16 protein-coding genes are annotated in these 22,872 nt (G+C 69.8%); 7 read left to right on the top strand and 9 right to left on the bottom strand.

From position 1 onward, the window contains the following. Positions 1–77: 77 nt before the first annotated feature. From VJT49_RS24705 to VJT49_RS24685, 5 genes are all read right to left on the bottom strand, one after another. Positions 78–2,453: a TOTE conflict system archaeo-eukaryotic primase domain-containing protein gene (locus VJT49_RS24705; protein ID WP_324167299.1), complete on the bottom strand. Its 2,376-nt coding sequence runs from the start codon at positions 2,451–2,453 to the stop codon at positions 78–80. Positions 2,454–2,473: 20 nt separating this feature from the next. Next, positions 2,474–2,905, bottom strand: coding sequence for a hypothetical protein (locus VJT49_RS24700; RefSeq protein ID WP_324167298.1), 432 nt, complete (start codon positions 2,903–2,905; stop codon positions 2,474–2,476). Positions 2,906–3,026: 121 nt separating this feature from the next. Next, entirely contained in the window at positions 3,027–3,275 is a 249-nt protein-coding gene (locus VJT49_RS24695; RefSeq protein ID WP_324167297.1) for a hypothetical protein, read from the bottom strand. 15 nt (positions 3,276–3,290) lie between these two features. Continuing rightward, complete coding sequence (locus VJT49_RS24690) at positions 3,291–3,422, bottom strand: hypothetical protein (protein WP_324167296.1); 132 nt, start codon at positions 3,420–3,422, stop codon at positions 3,291–3,293. 272 nt (positions 3,423–3,694) lie between these two features. After that, positions 3,695–5,737, bottom strand: coding sequence for a toll/interleukin-1 receptor domain-containing protein (locus VJT49_RS24685; RefSeq protein ID WP_324167295.1), 2,043 nt, complete (start codon positions 5,735–5,737; stop codon positions 3,695–3,697). A 113-nt stretch (positions 5,738–5,850) separates the two neighbouring features. On the opposite strand from VJT49_RS24685, the gene VJT49_RS24680 reads away from it, so the two are divergent. Further along, on the top strand, positions 5,851–6,744 hold the full coding sequence (locus VJT49_RS24680) for a hypothetical protein (RefSeq protein ID WP_324167294.1): 894 nt from the start codon (positions 5,851–5,853) through the stop codon (positions 6,742–6,744). A 233-nt stretch (positions 6,745–6,977) separates the two neighbouring features. Here the strand turns inward: VJT49_RS24680 and VJT49_RS24675 are convergent, their stop codons facing one another. From VJT49_RS24675 to VJT49_RS24660, 4 genes are read right to left on the bottom strand one after another with little or no spacing between them, the layout of a single operon-like run. Further along, positions 6,978–9,680, bottom strand: a complete 2,703-nt coding sequence (locus VJT49_RS24675) for an ATP-binding cassette domain-containing protein (RefSeq protein WP_324167293.1) — start codon at positions 9,678–9,680, stop codon at positions 6,978–6,980. Continuing rightward, positions 9,677–10,849: an OmpA family protein gene (locus tag VJT49_RS24670; protein WP_324167292.1), complete on the bottom strand. Its 1,173-nt coding sequence runs from the start codon at positions 10,847–10,849 to the stop codon at positions 9,677–9,679. Before VJT49_RS24670 ends, VJT49_RS24675 begins: the two co-directional genes overlap by 4 nt. A 16-nt stretch (positions 10,850–10,865) precedes the next feature. Further along, a complete protein-coding gene (locus VJT49_RS24665) occupies positions 10,866–12,074 on the bottom strand; it encodes a hypothetical protein (protein ID WP_324167291.1) in 1,209 nt (402 codons plus the stop codon). Further along, positions 12,071–12,736 carry a hypothetical protein gene (locus VJT49_RS24660; RefSeq protein WP_324167290.1) on the bottom strand — a complete coding sequence of 222 codons (666 nt, stop codon included), beginning with the start codon at positions 12,734–12,736 and terminating at the stop codon, positions 12,071–12,073. Before VJT49_RS24660 ends, VJT49_RS24665 begins: the two co-directional genes overlap by 4 nt. Positions 12,737–13,325: 589 nt before the next feature. On the opposite strand from VJT49_RS24660, the gene VJT49_RS24655 reads away from it, so the two are divergent. The 6 genes from VJT49_RS24655 to VJT49_RS24630 form a co-directional block, all read left to right on the top strand. Next, positions 13,326–15,839 (top strand): Pls/PosA family non-ribosomal peptide synthetase, encoded by a 2,514-nt coding sequence (locus tag VJT49_RS24655; RefSeq protein ID WP_324167289.1) that lies wholly within the window; start codon positions 13,326–13,328, stop codon positions 15,837–15,839. Positions 15,840–15,849: 10 nt separating this feature from the next. Next, positions 15,850–18,471 carry an amino acid adenylation domain-containing protein gene (locus VJT49_RS24650; RefSeq protein ID WP_324167288.1) on the top strand — a complete coding sequence of 874 codons (2,622 nt, stop codon included), beginning with the start codon at positions 15,850–15,852 and terminating at the stop codon, positions 18,469–18,471. Between the two features lie 14 nt (positions 18,472–18,485). Further along, entirely contained in the window at positions 18,486–19,484 is a 999-nt protein-coding gene (locus tag VJT49_RS24645; RefSeq protein ID WP_324167287.1) for a TauD/TfdA family dioxygenase, read from the top strand. Then, positions 19,481–20,545 carry a 2,3-diaminopropionate biosynthesis protein SbnB gene (gene sbnB, locus VJT49_RS24640; RefSeq protein ID WP_324167286.1) on the top strand — a complete coding sequence of 355 codons (1,065 nt, stop codon included), beginning with the start codon at positions 19,481–19,483 and terminating at the stop codon, positions 20,543–20,545. Before VJT49_RS24645 ends, sbnB begins: the two co-directional genes overlap by 4 nt. 20 nt (positions 20,546–20,565) lie before the next feature. Further along, positions 20,566–21,555, top strand: coding sequence for a 2,3-diaminopropionate biosynthesis protein SbnA (sbnA, locus tag VJT49_RS24635; protein ID WP_324167285.1), 990 nt, complete (start codon positions 20,566–20,568; stop codon positions 21,553–21,555). Between the two features lie 200 nt (positions 21,556–21,755). Next, a partial coding sequence (locus VJT49_RS24630) for a universal stress protein (protein WP_324167284.1) occupies positions 21,756–22,872 on the top strand: 1,117 nt, incomplete at its 3' end.

Below are 22,872 nucleotides of genomic sequence, written 5' to 3'. Positions count from 1 at the left end.
AGAATAGGGAGAGACGATGGAGATCGCGGCACTGGTGGGAAGCGGTGCCACCCGAATGGGCTGCGGTGGCCGGGGTCTCATGCCAGTTTCATCGGGTTGGGGAAGCCGAGGCTGGTGTAGCCGGGCGCTCGTTTCGCCAGGGAGGACGCGAGGACGCGGGTTTCGATGTCGTGGTAGTCGTGGACTTCCGCGGTGGTTTTTCCCGGGTGTGGGCGGAGGACTCGTCCGACGTATTGCACGAGCCGGCCCTTGAAGGCGATCGGGGCGGCGAGGAACAGGGTGTCCAGGGCCGGGCAGTCGAATCCTTCGCCGACGAAGGGGCCGGTGGCCACGGCCAGCAGGGGTGACCCGTTCGCGGGGTGGAGGCGGGCCAGGGCTTCTTTCCGGGCTTTGGTGGTCATCCCACCGCGGAGGATGACGGGGTCGAGCCCGCGTTGCCGGAGTTGTCCGGCGATCCGGTCGACGTGCGCGGTCCATTGGGTGAGGACGAGACAGTGCCGGCCTCGCTCGAGTGCGGCCGTTACGTCGTCGATGACTTGAGTGGTGCGGGTGGCGTCCTCGACGAGGTCGCGGTAGATGGCGGCGATGCCGCCGGGCGCCGACGGATCGGCGTCGCCGGTGTAGCGGTATTCGGTCTCGTGCAGGTGCAGGACGGGTGTGGGGCGCGGGGCGGAGTCTGGCGACGCGAGGGTCAGTTGCGGGGACTCCCGCTCGGTGGTGATGGTGTGCCGGACGGGACCGAGCTGGAGGGCGATCAGGTCGTCGAGGTTGTCGCGGCGGTAGGGTGTGGCGGTGAGTCCGAGCCATCTGCGGGCCGGGATCTGGTTGACCGCGTGTTCGAAGGCCGCGGCGGGGATGTGGTGACATTCGTCCGCGACGACGAGCCCGTAGCCCTCGGTCAGCGCGGCGATGTCATCCTTGCGCGCCAGGGTCTGCAGCATGGCGACGTCGATCACGCCGCGGGTTTTCGCGCGACCGCCCCCGAGCTGGCCGGGTTTGACGCCGAGCAGTTCGTTGATCCGGGTTCGCCATTGGTCGGCCAGGGTTTTGCGGTCGACGAGCACGAGCGTCGATGTCGCGTGTGCGGCGATCAGCGCGCACGCGATCACGGTCTTGCCCGCGCCGGGTGGGGCGACCAGGACGCCCAGGTCGTGGTCGCGGAGCACGTTCACGGCGGCTTGCTGCGCTTCGGTCAGGGTGGCCGTGAACGTGAATTCCCGCGGGGTGCCGGACTTTCGTTCGTCGGTGACCTCGATGCGGCTTCCGGCCTGCTCCACAAACGTGGTCACCGTGCCGGCCAGGCCCCGGGGCAGGATGAGCCCGCCGTCGACGGTTTCCTCGTAGCTGCGGAGAAATCTTGGAGTGTCCCAAGTGGACATTCTTAGCCGTTGCCGCTCGTGGAAGACCGGATTCGGCATCGACGCGGCGTGTTTCAGTGTCGCCAGCAGGGCGGGCGTGAGTTCGCCGGATTCGATCCGGATTCCCGCCGCGAGGCGCGCATGCAGGACCGGGGCCGGGGCGACCCGGATCCGGGTCGAGGTCGGAGTCTCGAGACGGTTCACGCCCACGCCGACGGCGATCCGGCCTGCCCGCTGTGCGACGCGATTGACCTCGGCCGGGCTCATTCTGCCCAGTGAGGACAGGAAGGCCCATTGGTCCTCGTGCGGTTCCATTGTGGCCAGGTCGAGGAATACCGTCAGGCCGTCGCGGCGGGCCTTTCCGTGCAGGGGCGCGGCGATCAGATTTCCCACGCCACCGGCCGGCAGCACGTCCTGCGACGGGAACAGGCGGTCGTAGCCGGCCAGGTCCATGTGGCCGCGGATGGCCATCGCTTCCCGCAGGAGTGCGGTGCCGAGGCGGCGGGCCGCTTCCGAGGGCACCGGCGAGGTGAAGAACACCCAGGTGTGCGCGCCGACGCCGGAGCGGGACACCTCCAGCCCCGCCGGTACCGACCAGGTTCTGGCGGCCTTCAAGTATGCCAGCGCGTCCAGGACGGCGGCCGGTCCATCGAAGTCGGCCGCCAGCCAGTGGCAGAGATCGCCGTCCAGGAGGGGATACAACCCGATGTGCGTTTCGCCGGACAGGTGCGCCCGTACGACTTCCTTGGTGAGCGGCAGGTGGTCCCGCTCCTCGTGACGCACGCCTTTCCGCCAGCGGCCGCGTACCGCCGGGAGCCAGCCCGCCTTGCCGGTCCGGGGGTTCTCCCAACGGACCGCGTAGATATCCCGGCGGGCCGCGAAAAGGGTGGAAAAGAAGTCGACCTTCCGTTCCGGCGACGACTGCCGGTCGACCGTGCCGGGTGGGGCTTCGAAAAGACCCGTCTGCGCGGGGCCGGGCGGGGTGGCCTGTTCCGGGGCCAGCTCCAGCAGCCGGAGCAGCCGGGCGTTCTCGGCCCGCAGACGCGCGGCCAAAGCCCGCAGGCTCGCGACTTCCTCCGCAAGATCATCGTCCACCCACCCACCGTAGCGGCTTGTTACGGTGGAGGGCCGACGATGCCGATCCAGTGAGCGCGCGCACTCGTCGAACCGACGTAGGTCAGCACGTCGACCCGCACCGTCCCACCCGGACGCGGAGCGGGGGAAGAGGAGCGGAAGTTCGCGAGTTGTCCCGGTGCCACCTCCGCGCCGCCGAGTGGCTGGGTCCAGCCGGAGACGGCGACCGCGTTGCCGTCGTAGGTGACGGCCGGATCGGGAAAGTGCGCCCGGTCCTTTCCCTTGTTGTCCACCCGGACGTCGATTTCGAGACCGCCCGGTCCGGCGGCCCAGTCGACGGTGTACACGGCACCGTTGACCGACCACGGCTCTCCCTGGGTTCTGATCACCGGCACGGGGACGAGGGCGACCTCCGGGCTCGCGCACGCCGCGGTCGCGGCCGCGAGCCCCAGGCAGGCGATGATCCGCTTCATGCCGCACTCTCACCCAACAGCGTGAGCCGGCGATAGATGGCGCCACCGGTTTCACCCGAACTGGGTGAGTCGGGGCTCCAGTGGTCCCGGCCCCCCGATATCCACGGGAGCCCCGACTGGTTCAGCTGACGGTCGTCGTGCCGAGCACCGGGCTCGGGTAGCCGGCGCTGCTGCCGCTGACCGGGACACCGATGACGGTCGCCGTCGGGGTGAAGGTCCGGCCAAGATTGCGGTAGCCGGTCCCGGCGAGTTTCGGGGTGAACGTGCTCCCCGAGGTGCCGGCCTTCAGGTCGAGGAGCAGCGCCGGCAGGGTGAACGCGGCGCCAGAGGCGACCGATGCCGGCTGGGTCACGGTGACGCTGAACGTCATTCGTGGAGTTCACCGTCATTCCGACGGCCGTGGTCTGCAGGTTGCGGTGACGTTCAGGGTCGCGGCGGACGCCGTGGTCGCCGTGTCCAGCGCCGACACCAGGGCCAGCGCGGCGATCGCGGTGGTGCGGAAGACGGTTGCCTTCATGGGTTCGCCGCAAGGATTGGATGGGGTCGGGGGAGCCGACTCGCCGCCGAGTTACTTATGAGTATGTTTCGCATCAACACTTTTTAACACAACGGACACGGGCGGACATCGGAAGTCACATTTCGGGGCACATTTCGAGAGATGAAACCAGAGGATTTCCTGGCCGGCGCCGTGTCCGGCCTGGCCCCCGACGGCTGAATTCCCTGCCTCCGCATGGCGAACCGGTCGTGTTCGTGCCGGTTCGATTGGTCAAGTCCACTCGCTCCGACGGGTCACTCCTCCTTGTCGTCCGGGAACCAGGTGCCGTCGACGGTCAGGCGGCGCAGGATGTCCAGCAGGTTCCGCGGCACGATGCTCTCCCCTTCCGGACCGGTGGGGAAACGGCCCGACCCGGGATCGACGAAGCCGACGAAGGCGTCCGTCATCAACGTGGTGAGCCGCTCGCCCAGCTGGTGCAACCCCGCCAAACCCGGAGGCACGGGCGTATTCTGGCCCGCCTCGCCGGCGACCGGTTTCGCGAAGACTTCGACATATTCCGTCATCAACGCGCCCCGCAGCGGATTGAAAACCGGATTTCTCGTTTGCAGCCGGTTCATCAGGACGAACACGTCGTCGGTGGAAAGGCGGCGCCCGCCGATCGCGACGCCGAGGGCGCGTACGAAGGGCTCGGGCTCTTCGAGACGGATGGCGACGTCCACGCCGAGGGTGACCAGGTGCGCCGGCGCGACGCGGACGAGGTCGACGACGGCTTGGGCCAGGTCCGGGCGGCGGGGGAGGGCGCGACCGAGCACGGTCAGCGCGTTGACGATCTGCTCGTCCGGGCAGACGGCGGCGAGAGTGGCGGCGAGTGACGGTTGCGCGGCCAAGGTGGCGGCCACCATGGCTTCGCCGAGTGCGTCCGGCTGGATCGGCGCGAGCGGGTGCGGTCCCGGATAGCACAGGTGCAGCCAGGCCACGTACTTCTCGGGCGAAGCGGCAAGGAAGTGGGGCAGGCGTTCCATCAGCGCCGCCGCCTCCTCCGCCGAGGCCGGTCCGCACAGGGTGGCGACTGCGGCGATCGTGGCGAAACCGGCGGTGTCCAGGTCTGATTGTCCGGCGCTTCGCAGCAATCCGCGCAGGTGCCGCCGGTCGTGCCGCGCCAGGGCGGCCACCGGCGCGTCGGCCGGGGTTCCGCCGAGCACGTCGTGCAGGGCGGCCGCGTGGACGTCCAGGAGCGTCCCGAGTTGTGCGGGGCGGCCGCCTTCGGTATCCGGCAGGTCGAGGATTTCGGCGAACGCGGCCTTGGCGGCGACGTACTGCGCCCCGAAATCCGTGGCGGACAACCTGAGCACCGACCAGCGCCCGATTGTTTTGAACAGTTCGGCGACACGCTTGTCCCCGTGCGCGCGCAAACCGTCCAGCCAGCCGCCCTCGGCCCGGCTCACCAGCAGCAGGCGGACCGGTGCGTGCTTGACCGCGGACCGGTCGCCGATCGCGGCGGCGAGCGCGGTCAGCTGATCGGCCCGTGTTTCCGCGTCGTCCACGACCATCAGCAGCGGCCGGTCGATCGCGCTGGTGTCGCGGATCTGCGCGGCGGGCGGCCGGCCCTGGACGATCCCGGCCAGCCAGCCGCTCGCGACGAGCTGCTCGCACAGCCGGAGGGCGAGACGGGTCTTGCCCGAACCGGCCGGACCCACCACCAACTGGGCCGAGGCCGAGACCGAATCGGTGGCCCACGCACGGAGATCCGCGATCTCCCTGGCGCGCCCGGCGAACGGCACGACGGTGTATTCGGGACGCAGCAGGGTACTCGGCGCCGCGAACGCGCCCGGCGGCTCGGGCGGCGGGACGAACAGGCGCGGCACGACCAGTTTCGGCACCAGCTGGACGATCCGGCGGGCGAGCCGTTCCAGGTCGTCGCCGAACCGGCGCTGGCTGACTTCCATCGCCTGGATCTGGGCCAGCTGCGTGATGCCCTCCGGCAACTGGTCCGCCCTGGGCGGCTCCGCGCCGTCCAGCAGCACCGGCAGCACGGGAATCCGGCGCTGGAACGCCCTGGTGAGCTCCCCGCGCACCCAGTCGCGGGTCCGGTCGATCAACCGGAGCCCGGTCCCCGCCTCCGCCACGGTGAGCCAGTGCGGCCCGATGACCGAGACGAGCAGGTTCGCCTTTTCCAGCGCCTGCCGGAGTTCGGTCGGATAGTGCTCCCCGGCCTGCATCGACACGCAGTCCCGGAAGACCTGGTCGGCCCCGAACCGCCGCGCGAGCGCGTCGTGGATCGCGGCGGCGCCGAGCGGTTGGTCGGCGACGCGATAGTTGACGAAGACGAGGCTCATGTGGCTTCCTCCCCCATGACATGGGACTCCGGTGAAAAAGAGTGGGGCACGAGGTGAGCGATGTCCACAGAGTGGTGCTGGACGGTTTGCGCCGCTTTCGGAAAGGGGCCGGCGTGTACGCCGACGATCTCGACGAACGGGCGTCGGCCGAGTTCCGGGACCTGTGCGCCGCCCGCACCGACGACGGGGCCGCGCTCCGCGGCAAGGTGATCAAGTACCTGGAGACGCTGCTGAACGGCGACCTCTCCGGGGAGTTCCGGCTCGCCGCCCGGGTCGCGCTGAACCTGCATCCACCCGCCGCCGAGCGGAAACTGGAACGGCGCATGTCGTGGCTGGCGCGGGAGTGGGTGGTCGACAGCCGGACCGTCCGGCGGCGCATCGACGACGCGTTCGGCCAGATAGCCGCCAACGCCGCCGCGGCCACCGGCATGGCCTCGGGCGCGGGGCTCGGGGGAGACGGCTGGTATGTCGACATGTTCGAGGCCATCGTCCGGCTCGATGTGGGCAGGCCGGAGGCGATCGAGAAACGGACGATCGTGGCGACGGTCCCGGAACTGCGGAAAATCGTGCATTCCACCAACGTCCCGCGCCCGGCCGTGGACGCGGCCGGGCAACGGGACCTGGAGTTGGAGCTTGTTTCCGGTGGGCTGCTGGAGCGGCACGAGCGGACCGGGAGCAATTTCCGGTACGAGATCGCGCTCGCCGGCGTGCTGGCCAGGGGACAGCGTCACGACTATTGGATGATCGCCCGTATTCCGGCGGGCCAGACAATGGCCCAGCACTACGTTTGCGTGCCGTTGCGGACTTGCCGGAACTTCTCCCTCGTCGTGCGGTTCGACCGGAACCGGTTGCCGGGCAGGGTCTGGCGGGTCGACGGGGTGGCGCCACGGGTCATCGACGACCGGTTGCCCGGCCCGGATCGGCTCATGCCGGACGCGGCGGGCGAGGTGCGGGCGGAGTTCCACGACCTCCTGCCGGGTTGCGGTTACGGCATTCAATGGGAATAACCGGGTAGCGCGCCCCCCTCGGTGGCGCGCTACCCGGAAACCGGTTCTTTCCGGCAAGTCAGCGGAACAGCAGGTTCGGCTCCATTTTTCGTGACTCTCCTTTCCGTGCGGCAAGCGGGATTCGGTACTGCCGCCGGCGGCAACACCAGAATCACACGCGGAAGCGGGCCGGGAAAGGGATTTCCTGTTTCCTTCCGGGCGGGAAACCGGGAAACAACCAAACAATTCGCCGGTCACCTCCGCCGCGGTGGCGCGAGCCGGCGCCGGAGCACGGCCGTGGCGCCGGCCACGAACAGCGCCGTCAGGCACCCGAGCGCGCCGAGGTCGGTCAGCCATTGGCCCAGCGTGTGCCGCCACAACGCGTCCGCCGGGGTGAGTGGCGCGATCGCGGGCAGGTCGATCGAAGACGCCGACGCCGCGAGCCCCCACCGGGCGGGCAGCAGCATCGCGGGCAAGTTCCACCACGGCCGGTCCGACAAGGTGCTGGTGACACCGTTCAGCACCACCTGCGCGATCACCGTCAACGAGGCGGCCGTGACGGCCTGCTTCAGTTCCCGGCAGCACGCCGAGATCAGCAGCCCCAGCGACAGGGCCGCGACGCTGGTCATGGCCAGGTCGGTGAAGAGCTCGACCGGCGGGGACAGGCCGGTCACCGAGTGGGCGGGGCCGGGCCGGGCGAGCACGAACACGGTCGTCACCACCGCGGACTGGCCGAGTGCCACCAGGGCGAAGACGAGCCATTTCGCCGCCACCACGGCCCAGGGCAGCATGCCGGTCCGGCACTCCCGGCGGATGACTTCGCCTTCCTCCACCAGGTTGCTGTAGGTGAGGGCTTGTCCGGTTAGGACGGACAAGGTGGTGAGCACGCTCAGCACGACCGGCGCGTCCGGGCTGCCCTGGCCGAGTCCCGGCGCCGAGGCGACCAAGGCGGCGAGGAACGCGGAAAGACCGGCCACGGCGAACGGCATCAGCGCGGTCGCCGCCGCCTTACGCCGCTGGTTCTCCGTCTTCGCGCGAAGCGCGGCGGCGACCGGCAGGGCCAGGGCGACCTGCCTGGACAGCAGCACGGGCACCTGGTGGCGGAAAACCGTGAACGAACCGCGAGCACGCTCCGGTGTGCGTGTCCCGGAAGCTTCCTTCGCCACTTTGGCGGCACGCCGTGCCTCCTCCGCCTCGGGGCTCGTCAGATACTTCTCCGCCAGTGCTTCGGGGGACGCCGCCAGCACCTTCATCAGTTCCGCGTAGTCGTGCCGGCCGAGATCCTCGGGTAATCGCGCGGGCCGGCCGCTGAACACGACCCGCCCCTGGGAACCCAGCACGACGACCTGGTCGGCGAGGAACAGGTGCTCGGTCGAATGCGTGACGACGATGACCGTGCAGTCCTCGGCCGCGATCCGCCGCAGAATCCGCATGACGTCCCGGTCCATTCCGGCGTCCAGGCCCGAGGTCGGCTCGTCGAGCATGAGGAGGTGGGGCTGGGCCAGGATCTCGACGGCGATCGAGACCCGCTTCCGCTGCCCGCCGGAGAGTTCGTCGAGCGTCTTGTCCAGGCACCGCTCGATGTCCAGCCGGCGGCAGACGTCGACGACGTGCGGCGGCTCGGCGGCGGGCGGGTCCGGCGGAACGTCCGAGGGAGCGCGCAGGCGATCGGCGTAGGTGAGCGTCTGGCGGACCGTCAGCGAGGGGAGCAGGCTGTCCTGCTGCGGCACGAAGCCCAGGCGGGGCCGGATCTGGTCCAGGTGGGTGTGCACGTTCAGGCCGCGGAAGTACATGTCCCCGCTCGACGGCAGTTCCTTCAGCAGGGCCGAGAACAGCGAACTCTTCCCTCCGCCGGAAGGCCCCACGATGGCCAGCACGGTCCCCGCGCGCTGGGTGAACGACATCCTGGTCAGCCTCGGCACCACCTGGTCCTTGATCCGCGCGGACGCGGAGAGGTCGCACACCACGAGATCACAGGTGCCCAGCCGCGTCTTGACGAGGGTGAGGCCGTCCGCGCCGACCTGGAAACGGTAGTCGGAGATGTCGAAGACGTCGCCCGGGACGAGATGCGTGTGCGACACCGGAACCCCGCCCTGGAAGGTCCCGCTGCCGTGTCCGAGGTCGCGCAACAGCAGCCGGCCGCCTTTCCGCTCGACCACCGCGTGTTCGGCGCCCACGTCGTAACCCTCGATGACGACGTCGGCTTTGCCCTCGTCGGCGCCGATGACCAGCCGGTCGGAGATCGGGTAGGTCTCGCCCGGCGGTTCGGGCAGGGGCTGAGCGGTCTCCGAGTCCGGCACGGGCCCGGCTTCGTCGCCGGTTTCCCGTGCCCACTCGGGAAACCGCGGGTCGAGCATGTCCATGGCCTGGTTGACCAGCGGGCCGTAGCGGTGGCCGCGCACCAGCCGCCGCCGGTAGGAGGCGAGCCGCAGGTGGGTGTACTCGTGGAGGCGCCGCACCCGCGCGAGCGCGACCAGTGCGTGGCGCTCCAGGAGGTCCCGGATCGCCGCCACCTCCTGCTCCACCTCGTCCACGCGCGCGCGGGCGGCCCGCACCTCCCGCTTCAGCTGGGCCCGGCGCCCGGCGTGTTCCCGGAACCGGCGGAGCCGGACGATGCGCTCGGGCCGCTGGGCCTCGCCGAGCCTGCGGCGTGTGAGTTCCTCCCCGGTCGGCCGGGGCGGCAGTTCCGCGAGTTCTGCTTCCGCCCGGGCCAGTTCACGCTCGGCCTGCGCCAGTTCGGTGACGCTCGCGGCGAGCCGTTGCTGATCGCCGGCCCAGCCCGCCTCGCGCTCGATCCATTCACGTTCGAAGGCCTCGCGGGCGCGGGTGACGAGCACGTCCCGGTGGGGCGTCGACAGCGGCCCGCGAGCCGGCCTCGGAATGCCGGCCCTGCCGTCGCGCCAGCCGTGCCACCAGTCCGCCAAGCGTTCGAACGGGCCGTATCGCAAGGGAGTCACGCGCACGTGATGGCCACGACGACCTTACGATTCTGCGCGGCCGGTCCCGGCAGCAGTTTCCCGTCGGGCCCGAGGTCGGGCACGTGGCCCGGCCAGTCGGAGCCGGCGCCGCGGGTGGTGATCCGCTCGCCCGCCACCCCGAGTTCGACCAGCACCGCTTTGACCGCTTCGGCTCGGTGCGTGGCGAGGGCGATCCGCCCGGACACGGTTCCCTGCGTGGCCGTGGTCCCGGTCAGCTCGGCGCTGCGCCGCGGGTCGCGCAGGAGTTCGGCGAACTTCCGCAAGGTTTCACGAGCCCCGCCGGGATCCCGGAAGGTGGCGGTGTCCGGCTGGAAGGAGATGTTGTCGTCCTCGCCGAGCGCGACCGTCCCGCACGGGGCCGGCGGCTGGGGCGGCGGCGGGAGCGGGACCACGCTCACCGCGGGGCTGTCCACTTCGGACTTTGCGGTGTTGGCCTGCTCCAGCACGTCCACACAGGCGGCGCCACTCTCCTCGGCGATGGCCCGCCACGTGGCGACCAGCCTGGCGCGCAGGCGGTTGTCCAGGTCTGGCTGGGGCGCGGCGGTGTTGCCGAAACCGGCCAGCAACACCGTACGGCCGCGCAGGTCGGGCAGCAAGGTGTGGTCCCGCAGGAAGGCGGTCACGTCCGACGGCTCTGCTTCGAGCAGCCGGTCCTGGGCGTAGTTGAGCGGATACACCGTTTGCAGTCCCGAATCGACGACGACGATCGTGCCGCCGCCCTGCGTCGCGCGGCCGGCGAGGGTGAGCGCGCCCAGCACGTCCGCCTCCGCGGTCCGCGCGCGGAGGCCGTCCGCGGCCGCCTTCTCGGCCGCGGTGAGGTAGTCGTTCGTGCGCTGCTGGTCCGCGGGGCCGTTCTTGGCCGGCTCCGGCGGCCGCTGGTCGAACACGACTTCGGGACGGCCGTCCAGACGGATCAGCGAGAGCTGCTGGTGTGCGCCGGCCGCGTCCCGCATCAGGTCGCCGACCTGTGACGGCAGCTGGGGTTTCGGCACATTGGCCCGTGCGCCGACGGCCAGGGCCACCGGCGTGTTCCGCACCGCCCGGCACGCCGGAGCCGGCGAGGCGGGCGAGGGCGGTTCGGAGCCGTCGCAGCCCGAAAGCGCCAGCGGGATCACGGCCAGTGCGGCGAACAAGATCGTGCGGTGCATGGAAACTTCCTCCCCGTCAAGCACTCTCGCGGTCGGGCCGGTCTTCGTCGTCACGATGCGGATAGAGCGGCCGGAAGTCGTAGGGCCGGGCGTCTCCAGCGAGGATCGCGTCGGTGACCGCGGGATCTCCGATCTTGCTCGCGATCAGCCTGCGCACGTCCTCCTTGAGTTCCGCGGCGAACGCCCGGCGGTTGGCCCGTTCGGCGTGGAGGACGGTCCTGGCGGCCTCGCGTGCGTCGAGCTGGGCCTGCCAGCGGGTGATCTGGTTGGCGTGGGCGAGATCGCTCACCCCCGCGCGGACAGCGGCCAGCTGGTGCGCCTTCTCCGCCTTCCGGTAGGCACGCTGCCGGGGGTTGTGGCTGAGGTAGGCCCAGAAACCCGTCACCAGCCCGCTGCCGGTATACAGCGCGAGGAACAGGGCGGCGGGCAGCGGAGCCGTATCACGGGAGATGCCTTCCCCCGCGGGACCATCCAGGAGGAACCCGCCGCCGTGCGCGGGCGTGGTGCCGAACTTCCACCGGACCCAGGCGGCCAGCAGGCCCATCGCGAGCCAGGCGAGGATGAACGGGATGGCGGCCGCGCCGGGGATCCACGGTACTTTCGCCTTGCGGTCGCGCAGCGTCGTGCCGGCGAAGTGCGCGAGCGTCAGCACGATCGCGGTGAACCCGCAGACCAGCAGCAGCGCGATCCAGCCCGGTTGGTCCGGCAGCACCAGCTCGATGACCTGGAAGAACGCGCTCATGTCCGCGCCGACCGCGAAGACGAGCGCGATCAGGTACCCGGAAAGTCCCCTCGCGCCGCCGGACGGATCGCCGTGTCCGGCCTCGTCGAGTCGCGCCTTCGCCTTGGCCAGTTCGTCACGGTCGCCCGCCCGGATCGGGTCGAGCTGGGCGAGGATCGCGGCTTCCTCCCCGGCGAGCTTGCCGGCCTGCTCCCGGTAGCTGGCGTACTCCTGCTGGACCCCGGTCAGCCACTGGTCTTCCCAGGTGTTGACCAGGTTGTCCAGCCGGTCGCCGGTGGCCTCGTCGACGGCGTCGGGCGCCATGCCCTCGACCATCTTCGCGACCTGCCGCCGCGCCGCTTCTTTGTCCACATCGGACGGATGGAACCCGAGGGTGCCCGTGCCGCGCCGGGCGGTCAGCCCGGCCAGCGGCACGCCGCCGAGCTCCTCGATGCGTCGGTCACGGTGGCCGGCCCGCCACTTGGAAAGGCTTCTCCAGTTCACGGCTTTCCTTCTGTGTTTCCGGAACACGTGTGCGGGTAGTTGGGCCGAAAGGACTTCTGGAGGGTCCACTCCGGCAGCGGGAAGTCGAGCGGCGCGCACCGCTCGTTGACGGCCGCACCGTCGGGATGCGCGCCGACGAAATGCCGCCAATAGGTGTTGATCCGCCGGAGCCCGTGCGCGTGCACCCGCCGGACTTGCAGCCGGACGACCTCTTCGAGGGCTTCGACAGCGTGGTCGCGCACGAGCATGTCCTGTGTCGTTTCGGCGAGCCGCCGTTCCCGCTCGACGTAGTCCTGTTCGGCTCTCGTCCGGCGCCGGGCGGCCGCCGCCCTGCGCCGGGCCTGGACAAAGCCTTCGGGATGCTTCCCGTCGACGAGCCGCAGCCTGGGCGGTTCCGGTTCCTCTTCCGCTTCGGCGAGCAGTCGCGCCGCCTGGTTCACCTCGTCGACGAGGGCCATGAACGGGATCGCCGCTCGCGACCGAAGCTCGTTGCGCTCGGCGAGTTCGGCGGTGTAGGCCTGGATTTCCGCGGCGATCCGGTCCCTCGTGAGTTCGGTGAGGGCCCGGATCCACGGAGTGTCGGCGCTCACCCGGCCGGCTCCGGGATCCGGTGCCTGCACGAGCCGCTTGCGGCCGTCCCGCCGGCCGGCGCGGGCGTCCACCCAGCGATCGCGCAGCTCGTAAGGGAGCGGCTTCGACGGTGGCCGGAGCCAGCTGGAGTGTGTCCCCTCGGTCCCGCCCATCGTTCGCCCAGCCCCCGGTCTCGCTGCCCTGCCGTTCACATTTTCGCCGCGGCGGCACGGGGGAACCAGGACACATCGCCGCCCTTGGTGACAGAACGGTGTCAGGAAAACCGGCGGAGCGCCGATACGAACCGTCCCCGCGTTTCACCCCCAACGGGTGGGTCACGATCCGGGCCCAGTTGACAGCATTGGATGTCCGTTCCCGGACGGGGGCAGGAAGGTCGCCGCGGAAACGCGGGCCGGCGTGGCGGAACACGAGGTGCGCCTACCCCGGCGGCGCCGGACCGAGCATGGTGGGGGCGGTAGACGGTAATGGTGAAGGTTTGATCGAGTTGCAATATTTCCGGCGTGAGTTCACGGTAGAACCAACGGCCGTTCTGGCAGTGGGAATGGCGTCATCGGTTTGAAATCCCGTCCCGGTTTGGCGACGGTTCGTGCCTGCCCCGGAGGAAATGCGCCGCGGCTGTCACGGCGACGTCACGACGGAAAGGAAATGTGGTCGAAGCAAATGAGTGATTCCGTCGAGGTGCTGAGAGCCGGGCCGGCCGGATCTCCGGTCACGGAGGAGGAGTCCGCCGGCCCGGCGACCCCTGCCGAGAAGGTCCTCGCCCAGATCCTGGCCGAGGTCATGCGTGTCGAAGAGGTGGCGGCCGACCGCCACTTCTTCGCCGATCTGGGTGCCGACTCGCTGGTCATGGCCCATTTCTGCGCCCGCGTCAGGAAACGGCCCGGCCTGCCGCCGGTGTCCATGAAGGACGTCTACCGGCATCCGACGATCCGGAGCCTGGCCACGGCGCTCGCCGGTGCCGCACCCGCCCCGGCCGCGGCACCCCCGGCCGAGGCCGCGGCACCGGTGCGCGACCGCGAGTACTTTCTCTGCGGAACGTTGCAGCTGCTGACTTTCCTCGGATATTCCTTCCTCAGTGCGGTCATTGTCGCCCGCGCCTACGACTGGATTTCCGTGGCGCCCGGTTTCGTCGCGGGCTACCTGCGCGCGGTTATGTTCGGCGGTGCGGGCTTCATCGCCCTGTGTGCCTTGCCGATTCTGGCGAAGTGGGTCCTGATCGGCCGGTGGCGGCCGAGGGAGATCCGGATCTGGAGCCTGGCGTACTTCCGTTTCTGGGTGGTCAAGACGCTGGTCAGGGCGAACCCGCTGCTCCTGCTCATCGGCGGCCGGTCGCACACGAGCGCGAGCTCGCCACTGTACGTGCTCTACCTGCGGGCGCTGGGCGCGAAAATCGGCCGGGGAGTCGCGATCTTCTCCCGGAACGTGCCCGTCTGCACCGACCTGCTGGCGATCGGAGACGGAACGGTCATCCGCAAGGACTCCTACTTCAACGGCTATCGGGCCCGCGCCGGGATAATCCAGACCGGTCCGGTCACCCTCGGCCGGAACGCGTTCGTCGGTGAGGCGACCGTGCTCGACATCGGGACCTCACTGGGTGACGGCGCCCAGCTCGGGCACGCGTCTTCGCTCCATTCGGGACAGTCGGTGCCGGACGGCGAAACCTGGAACGGCTCGCCCGCGCAGCGGGCCGAAGTGGACTACCAGGTGGCGGGCCCGGCCGGCCGCGGCCGGCTGAGAAGAGCCGGCCACGGCGTCCTCCAGTTGCTGTGCGTGCTGGGTGTGTACCTGCCGCTGACCTTCGGCGGCGCGGGCCTCGTGCTCGCCGAGTTCCCCCAGTTCACCTCGGTCCTGGACACCGCGCCGCTGGCCTTCACGAGCTGGACCTTCTACCGTGACGCGTTGATCGTGTCATCCGTGGGCTTCTTCGGCTTCGTGCTCGTCGGCCTGCTCGTCGTGGTCAGCGTCCCTCGCGCCCTCAACCTGATGATCAAGCCGGACCGGGACTATCCGCTGTACGGCTTCCACTACTGGATCCACCTGGTGATCGGCAGGCTGACCAACGTCAAACTGTTCACCGGTCTTTTCGGCGACAGCTCCTACATCGTCCACTACCTGCGCTGCCTGGGTTACGACCTCACGCAGGTCGAGCAGACCGGCTCGAACTTCGGCACGGTGTTCAAGCACGAGAACCCGTATCTGGTTTCGGTCGGCAGGGGAACGATGATCGCCGACGGGCTGTCGATCATCAACGCCGACTTTTCGAGCACCTCCTTCCGCCTGACGCGGGCGAGAATCGGGCCGTGCAACTTCCTCGGGAACGGGATCGCCTATCCCGCCCAGAGCAGGACGGGCGACAACTGCCTGCTCGCGACCATGGTCATGGTCCCGCTCGACGGGGAAGCCCGGAAGAACACCGGGCTGCTGGGCGCGCCCAGCTTCCGGATTCCGCGCTCGGTCGAGCGCGACAGCAGATTCGACCACCTGAAGAGCGCCGGTGAGCTGCGCGGCAACCTCGCCGCCAAGAACAAGTACAACCTTCGCTCCATGGCGTGGTTCCTGCTGCTGCGCTGGGCCTACCTGTTCGGCCTGATGCTGTTGCTCTTCGCCGCGGCCGATTTCTACCGGCATTCGGGCGTGGTGGGCATCGCGGTGGAATTCTTTTCCGCCACGCTCTACACGGTGGTCTACTTCGTCCTGGTCGAACGAGGCGTCGCGCGGTTCCGGCCGATGACCCCGAAGTTCTGCTCCATCTACCACCGCTATTTCTGGTGGCACGAGCGCTTCTGGAAGCTCGCGACGACCCTCGATTCGCTGTTCGCCGGAACGCCGTTCAAGAACGTCATTTCCCGGCTGCTCGGGGTCCGGGTCGGCAGGCGGGTCTTCGACGACGGCTGTGCCATGCCGGAAAAGTCCCTGGTGACTATCGGCGACTACGGCACGCTCAACATGGGCAGCACCGTCCAGTGTCACTCCCAGGAGGACGGCACCTTCAAGTCCGGCTACAGCAGGATCGGCGCGGGCTGCACACTCGAGACGGGCTCGTTCGTCCACTATGGCGTGACGATGGGCGACGGCGCGGTGCTGGGCCCGGGTTCCTTCCTGATGAAGGGCGAGGAAATCCCCGCGCACGCCAGGTGGGCGGGAAATCCGGCCAGGAACATCGAGGCGAGGTGAAGGGGAGGCGATGGACATGTCGGAGGATGCCGATCGGGAGTTCTGGCGCGGTGTGCTCGCGGCGGGCGGATCCAGCGTGATTCCACGATGGACGGTGGATCCGGTGCCGGGTGCCGCCGAGCACCGGGAAGTGGTGCCCGCCGATCTCCTGACGGCCGTGGACCGGCTCGCGGACGGGCTGGGCTTGCCGGTGGATTCCGTGCTGCTGGCCGCGCACGCGAAGGTCCTCGCCGTGCTGTCGGGGGAGCGTGACGTGGTGACCGGTTATGTCGCCGGTGACACGCCTCTGCCGTGTCCGCTCACGACGGAACCGGCGTCGTGGCGGGCATTGCTGCTGGCGGCCGGTGAGGCCGCGGTGGCCGTGTCGTCGCATCAGGACTTTCCGGTCGGCCAGCTGAAGCGCGAGCTGGGGTTGACCGGGCCGAGGTTCGAGACCGTGTTCGACCCGTCCTTCGCGGAAAGGGGGCCTCAGCGCTCGCTCCCGGCCGGGGACTGGGGGCTTGCCCCCGGGGAGCACCGTGACGGGGATCTGGCCGGAGGAACCGTGCTGTGGCTGGGGATCGCTCGCACGCGCGGCCGGCTGGTGCTGCGGTTGCGGTACCGGACCGACGTGCTCGACGCGGACTGCGCGGCGCGGATCGCCGGGTATCACGTGGCCGCGTTGGAGTTGATGGCCACCGATCTCGACGCCGAGCACCGGCGGCAGTGCCTGTTGTCGGCCGAGGAGGTGCAGGCCCAACTCGAGGATCTGGCCGGGCCGCGGCGGGAGCTGCCGGGCCGGCGGGTGCACGAGTTGTTCGAGCGGCGGGTGTGGGCCCACCCGGACGCCGTGGCGGCGGTGCACGGCGAGACCACGTGGACCTACGCCGAACTCAACGCGCGCGCGAACCGGCTGGGGCGGGCGTTGCTGGCGCGCGGGCTGCGCCGGGAGCAGGTCGTGGCCGTGGTGACCGAGCGCGATCTGGACTGGATGGCCGCGGTTCTCGCGATCTTCAAGTCCGGTGGCGTCTACCTGCCGATCGAGCCGCACTTCCCGCCCGAACGCATCGCCGCCACCCTGCGGCGCGCCGGATGCCGGCTCGTGATCACCGAAACGGGCAGCACGCGGACCCTCGACCAGGCCCTCGACTCGCTCCCAGGCGTCGAAACCCTCTTCGTCGGCGAGGCCTACCAAGAGGGCCACGCCACCGGCAACCTCGACATCAGGGTCGCACCCGAGCAGCTTGCCTACATCTACTTCACCTCCGGCTCGACGGGCGAGCCGAAGGGCGCGATGTGCGAGCACGCGGGCATGCTCAACCACATCCACGCCAAGATCGGCGACCTGGAGATCGGCGAGGGCGAGGTGGTGGCGCAGACCGCGCCCCAGTGCTTCGACATTTCGCTGTGGCAACTGGTGTCCGCGCTCCTGGTCGGCGGCTCGACCCTGGTGGTCGGGCAGGACGTGATCCTCGACGCCAGGCGGTTCGTCGACACCATCGCCGCCGGCCGGGTCGCCGTGTTCCAGGTGGTTCCGTCCTATCTGGAGGTCGTACTGTCTACTTTGGAGCAACAGTCTCGCGCCTTGCCGGACCTGCACACGGTGTCGGTCACCGGGGAGGCGTTGAAGGCCGAGCTCGCGCGACGCTGGTTCGCCGCCCAGCCCGAGGTCAAGCTCGTCAACGCCTACGGCCTGACGGAGACTTCGGACGACACCAACCACGAGGTCATGGACCAAGCGCCCGAGGGTGACCGGATCCCGCTCGGCCGCCCGATCCACAACGTCCGCGTTTACATCGTGGACGAGCACCTGATGCCGGTGCCGCTCGGCGCACCCGGTGAGATCGTCTTCTCCGGCGTGTGCGTCGGCCGCGGGTATGTCAACGATCCCGAGCGCACCCGGCTGGCCTTCACCACCGATCCGCACCGCGAGGGCCACCGGCTCTACCGCGGTGGCGACTACGGTCGCTGGCTGCCCGGGGGCAGGCTCGCGTTCCTGGGCCGCCGGGACAGCCAGGTGAAGATCAGCGGCTTCCGGATCGAGATCGGCGAGATCGAGAACGCGCTGTCGCGGGTGCCCGAGATCCGCGACGGGGCGGTGGTGGTCGCCGAGCGCCCCGGCCGGGGCAAGTACCTGGTGGCCTTCTACAGCGGTCCCCGCCCGATCTCCGCGGAGACGGTGCGGGACAGGCTGGGAAGGTCCTTGCCCGCCTACATGGTTCCGCGGGCCGTCCACTGGCGGGAACACCTTCCGCTCACGCCCAACGGCAAGATCGACCGGAAGGAGTTGGCCAGGCTCGCCGGGGAACTCGCTTTGGGGGCCTGGGGGCCTGCCCCCAGCGGGGGCCTGGCGGTGGCACCCCCGGACAACACGATTGAGGACTACCACGCCCCGGGTACTCCGACCGAGCGGCGGCTCAGCGCCGCGTGGGCGACGGTGCTGGGCATCCCGCGCGAGCGGATCGGCAGGTGGGACCACTTCTTCGACCTCGGCGGCAGTTCCCTGTCCGCAGTCAAGCTCGTGATCACCCTGAACCGGGCGCTGTCCCTCAACGACGTCACCCGCCACCCGGTCCTCGCCGACCTCGCCCGGCTGCTCGACAGCAGGGCCGGACACCGCGGTGCGCCGGCGTCCCTGCTGACCGGCGACTGAAAGGAAAGAAAGGCATGTCTTCCTCGACCCCCGCGTCCGTGTTCGACCTGGATCTGCGACCCGGTAAGCCGCCGATGCTGTCCGTGGCGACACCGGACTCCGTGGGCTGGGTGGCCGGGCATTCCGACGGGCTGCGTGCGGTGGTGGCCGAGCACGGCTCCGTTCTCCTCCGCGGTCTCGGACTGGGTCACGCGGCCGAGGTGATCGCGGTCTTCCACGAACTGGCCGGCCTGATGACCGAGAAGGAGGCCTTCGCGGAGCGGCGGGTCTACGCCGACGGCGTGTATTCGTCGGCGAAGTGGCCACCCAACCAGCCGATGTGCATGCACCACGAACTGAGCTATCGCCTCGACTTCCCCGGCCTGATGCTGTTCGCCTGCCTGGGCGCGCCGAGCGAGGGCGGGGCGACCGGGGTGGCCGATTCGCCCGCCGTGCTGGACGCGTTGCCGCCGGACCTGGTGGCGCGGTTCGAGCGGGAAGGCTGGCTGCTGGTCCGCAACTTCACCGAGGAGATCGGGGCCTCGGTCGGGGAGGCGTTCGGCACCGAAGACCCCCAGGAGGTCGAGGACTACTGCCGCGCCAACGCGATCGAGTTCGCGTGGCAGCCCGACGGCGGGCTGCGGACCTGGCAGCGCCGCAGCGCGCTGGTGCGCCATCCCGTCACCGGCGTGCGGTGCTGGTTCAACCAGATCGCGTTCCTCAACGAATGGACGCTCGCCCCCGAGGTACGGGAGTACCTGGTGGACGTCTACGGCCCCGAAGGGCTGCCGTTCACCACCCGGTTCGGGAACGGCGACGAGATCGGTGAAGACATCGTGCAGTTGCTCAACGACATCTACGAGGCCAAGACGGCGCGGGAGCCGTGGCAGGCGGGTGACCTGATGCTGGTCGACAACATCCGCACCGCGCACAGCCGGGATCCCTACGACGGCCCCCGTGAGGTGCTGGTCGGGATGGGCGATCCGGTCCACCTCAGCGACTGTTCGCCGACCGTCGAGGTGAGCCCGGAATGACCACGTTGCCCTCCACCAGCGAATCCCTCGCCGAGCCGGTCACCGTGCCGCCGTTCGCGGTGATCTCCGGAGCTCAGGTACGGCAGGCGCTGCACGGGCGGGAGCCGGAGATCGTGGCGGTGGTCGAGGAGACCTACCGGCTGCACGGCGCGGGTGACTCCGTCAACCCGCCGTCGTACTTCCTGCGGTTCCCCGACCGCCCGTCCGCCCGCATCATCGCGCTGCCCGCCTCGATCGGCGGCCGCGTCCGGGTCGACGGGATGAAGTGGATCTCCAGCTTCCCGGACAACACCTCGACCGGCATCCCGCGCGCCTCCGCCGTGCTGATCCTCAACGACCACGACACCGGTTATCCCTTCGCCTGCCTGGAAAGCTCGATCATCAGCGCCACCCGCACCGCCGCGTCGGCGGCGCTGGCCGCGGACTGGCTGACCCGTGGCAGGCCGCGGCCGGCACGGGCCGGGTTCGTCGGCACGGGGCTCATCGCCCGCTATATCCACACTTTCCTCGGCCGCACCGGCTGGTCGTTCGACGAGATCGGCGTGCACGACACCAATCCCGGCAGCGCCGCCGGCTTCCGCGGCTACCTCGAGCAGTCCGGCCACCCCGGCCGGATCACCGTGCACACCGGCCCCGGCTCGCTGATCCGATCCAGCGACCTGGTCGTGTTCGCCACCGTCGCCGGGCAGCCCCACATCACCGACACCTCGTGGTTCGGGCACAACCCGCTGGTCCTCCACGTGTCGCTGCGCGACCTCGCGCCCGAGATCGTGCTCACCGCCGCCAACATCGTCGACGACGTCGACCACTGCCTCACCGCGGGCACCTCGCCCCACCTCGCCGAGCAACGCACCGGGACCCGGGACTTCCTGCTCGGCACCCTCAACGACGTCCTCACCGGGCAGGTCACCGTGCCCACCGGCACACCCCTGGTGTTCTCACCATTCGGCCTCGGCGTGCTCGACCTCGCCGTCGGCAAATACGTCTACGACCAGATAGCCCGGTCAGGACAGTTGCACGTCGTTGACGACTTCTTCCACGAACTGCGCCGGTACGGATGAGTGCAGATGAGGAGGCCATGGTGCCAGTCATTTCCGTTCCCCAGGACTTCAACGAAGAGGATCTCTATGTCGACCTCCAGCCGATCTTCGGGCACTCGCTCTACCTGAAGTGTGAGGGTTTCAACTTCGCCGGCTCGATCAAGCTGAAGGCCGCGACCGAGATGGTGGAGGCTGCCGAGCGGGATGGCGCGCTGACCCCGGGATGGTCGATCATCGTCGAGTCCTCGTCCGGGAACCTGGGCGTGGCGCTGAGCATGATCGCGGCGAGCAAGGGCTACCGGTTCCTGTGCGTGACCGACTCCCGGTGCAACCTGACGACCCGGCGGCTGATGGAGGCGCTGGGCAGCCAGGTGCACGTCATCGCCGAACCCGACGCCAACGGCGAGTTCCTCGGCCCGCGCATCGACTACGTCCGCGCGCTGTGCGCCTCCGACGAACGGTATGTGTGGCCGAACCAGTACACCAATCCGTACAACTGGCAGGCCCACTACCGCAAGACCGCACCGGCGGTGGCAAGCCAGTTCCCGGCACTGGACACGCTGTTCGTCGGGGCGGGCACCACCGGCACGCTGATGGGCTGCGCGCGGTATTTCCGGAACTGGCACCGGCCGGTCCGGATCGTCGCGGTGGACAGTGTCGGCTCGGTCGCCTTCGGCGGCACCCCGAGCCGCCGGATGATTCCCGGACTGGGTACGAGCGTGCGCCCGCCGATGCTCGACGAGTCCTGTGTGGACGAAGTGATCCGGGTCGCGGAGGCGGACACCATCCGGGTCTGTCACCGGATGGCCCGCAGCGGTTTCCTGTTCGGCGGCTCCACCGGTACGGTGGTCAGCGGCGCGATGGACTGGCTCGCCCGCCATGACGAGCCCGGTTTCACCAGTGTCGCCATCGCTCCGGATTTGGGCGAGCGCTACCTCGACACGATCTACCAGACCAACTGGCTGCAGGATCTCTACGGCGAAGAACTGCTGAACTCCGACGAACTGGCCGGTTCGCGGTTGGTCCGGTAATCGGGCGTACAGGTGTCGATCCGGGGGCATACTGTCCGGGTAGGGGGTGAGACCCGCTGCCATCCCGTGTCCCATCCGACGGCCATTCCTGCCAGGTGAGGGCGAAGGTCCCCGCTCGCCAGGGACATTGGGCCGTGGTCGTGCACTCCCGTTTTCGCCTAGTTTTCGAGGTAAGGCCGGTACGGGAGGAGTGAGGTCCGATGGCGGAGCGCACCGCGGGCCCGGTCGTCGTGGGCGTGGACGGGTCGCGTTCGGCCCTGAACGCGGTTCGCTGGGCGGCCGGGGAAGCGGCGGAACGGAACCGGACGCTCCGGCTCATCCACGCCTTCGACGGCTTTTCGTCCCGTTGGCAGGGAGCGCTGCCGTTCGCCGACGACGTGCCCGGGCTGTTCCGCAAACGGGGGCACCGGCTGCTCCGGGAGGCCAGGGACGTGGCGCGCGAGGTCGGCCCGCGAATCTGCGTCGAACTGGAACTCAGGCACCGTGGGCCTGCCGAGGCGCTGCGGGCCGAGTCGGAGTCGGCCGCGCTGCTGGTGCTGGGTACCCCCGGTATCCGGGTGCTCGGCCGCGTGCTGGCCGGCTCGGTGTCCATCGCGCTGGCCGCGCACGCGAAGTGCCCGGTCGCGCTGGTCCGCCCGCACGTGGCCGAGGAGGCACCGCCCGCCGGCGGCCCGGTAATCGTCGGGGTCGACGGCTCACCCGCGAGCGAAGCCGCCATCGCGCTGGCGTTCGACGAGGCGTCCTGGCGCCGGGTCCCGCTGATCGCCGTGCACGCCTGGGACGACGCGTTCCTGGCCGCGTTGTTCGAGGAAACCCGCTGGACGGCGGAGCGCCCCGCGGCCGAGCAGCACGAGGCCGAACTGCTCGCCCAGCGGCTGGCGGGCTGGCAGGAGAAGTATCCCGACGTCGCGGTGCGGCGCACGGTCGTCCGGGGCCGCGCCGCGGAAGTACTGCTCGACCTGGCCGACCGGGCGCAACTGATCCTCGTCGGCAGCCGTGGCCGCGGGGGACTCGCCGGCATGCTGCTCGGCTCCACCAGCCAGGCGCTGATGTCCTACGCGCTTTGCCCGGTCATCGTCGCCCGGCCGGTGACCGCTCTGCCCTCCGGGGATGCGATCCCCCAGACCGCTGTGTCTTCTGAAGGTGCGACCTCCAGATCCGGTTTGGGGGCAAGTTCCCAGAGTGCTGTGTCTTCTGGGGGTGCGACCTTCGGACCTCGCCTGGGGGCAAGTTCCCAGACCGCTGTGTCTTCTGAAGGTGCGACCTCCAGATCCGGTTTGGGGGCAAGTTCCCAGACCGCTGTGTCTTCTGGGGGTG

Origin of the sequence: Amycolatopsis sp. (assembly GCF_035276945.1) — a bacterium.
GTDB lineage: Bacteria > Actinomycetota > Actinomycetes > Mycobacteriales > Pseudonocardiaceae > Amycolatopsis_E.
Note: the sequence above shows the minus strand (reverse complement) of the source record. Positions and strands in the feature narration are given on the sequence as shown.